The organism is Candidatus Accumulibacter vicinus, from assembly GCF_000584955.1.
GTDB lineage: Bacteria > Pseudomonadota > Gammaproteobacteria > Burkholderiales > Rhodocyclaceae > Accumulibacter > Accumulibacter vicinus.
Window position 1 is genome coordinate 301,833 of sequence record NZ_JDSS02000021.1, and the last position, 852, is coordinate 302,684.

1 protein-coding gene is annotated in these 852 nt (G+C 75.8%); it reads left to right on the forward strand.

Annotation, left to right across the window (positions count from 1 at the left end):
• Nucleotides 1-16: 16 nt before the first annotated feature.
• A partial coding sequence (locus tag CAPSK01_RS10330; RefSeq protein WP_034925948.1) for a hypothetical protein occupies nt 17-852 on the forward strand: 836 nt, incomplete at its 3' end.

The following is an 852-nucleotide window of genomic DNA, read 5'->3' on the forward strand; positions in this document are numbered from 1 at the left end:
CCAGCCGGGTGCCAGCATGACCGAGTGCTGGCCGCTGCCGGCGCCGAACACGCCGCTGCTGATCCTCGGCGACGTCGGCCTGCTCGACGACGCGCCCGAGGCGGCGAACGGCTGGCAGCAGTTCGGCCATCGCCTGCGCAGTGCCGGCGTACCGGCGCTGGTCCTCTGCCCGCTGCCGACGCGTCCGCAGGGCGCCGGCCGGCCAGGCAGCCTGGCGCTCGTCGAATGGGACCGTCACAGCCGCCTGCGCCCGTCATCCACCTCGTCGACCGGTGCGGGCTCGCCGCCCACCCTGGCGAGCGACCTGGCCGGCGACGAGCGCCGGCAGCGCGCGCTCGACACGCTATTGACGCTGCTCGCGCCGGCCGTCGTGATCGAACCGAACCTGCTGCGCGCGCTGCGCTACCTGCTGCCGGCGAGCGACGCCGACGGGCTCGTCGAGGCGCTGGTCTGGCAGCATCCCGACCTGGTCACCAGCGCGCACGCCGGCCAGTTCGCGAGTCCGGCGGCGATCGCGGCATACCAGCAGAAGTTCCGCGCGCTGGCGCCCGGGTTGCGCCAGGCGGCGGTCGCGCACATCCTCGCGCAACACGCTGGCCTGCCGGCTTCGGTGCGCTGCGCCGAAGTGCTGACGTGCCGGCATCTCGCTCCCGAAGCCGTGCCACCGGCACTCGCCGCGGACGCCGAGCGCTGGCAGGCCGACATCGCCGAAACCGCCCGCCGGCGCGACGATCTCGCGCTGCGTCAGTGGCTGCAGCGGCACGCCGCGCGCCAGAGCGATGCCGCGCTTGCCGCCAACCCGGCGCTCGCCGCGCACTGGGCGCTGGCGCAGCGCGAGCGGCTGGCCGCGGG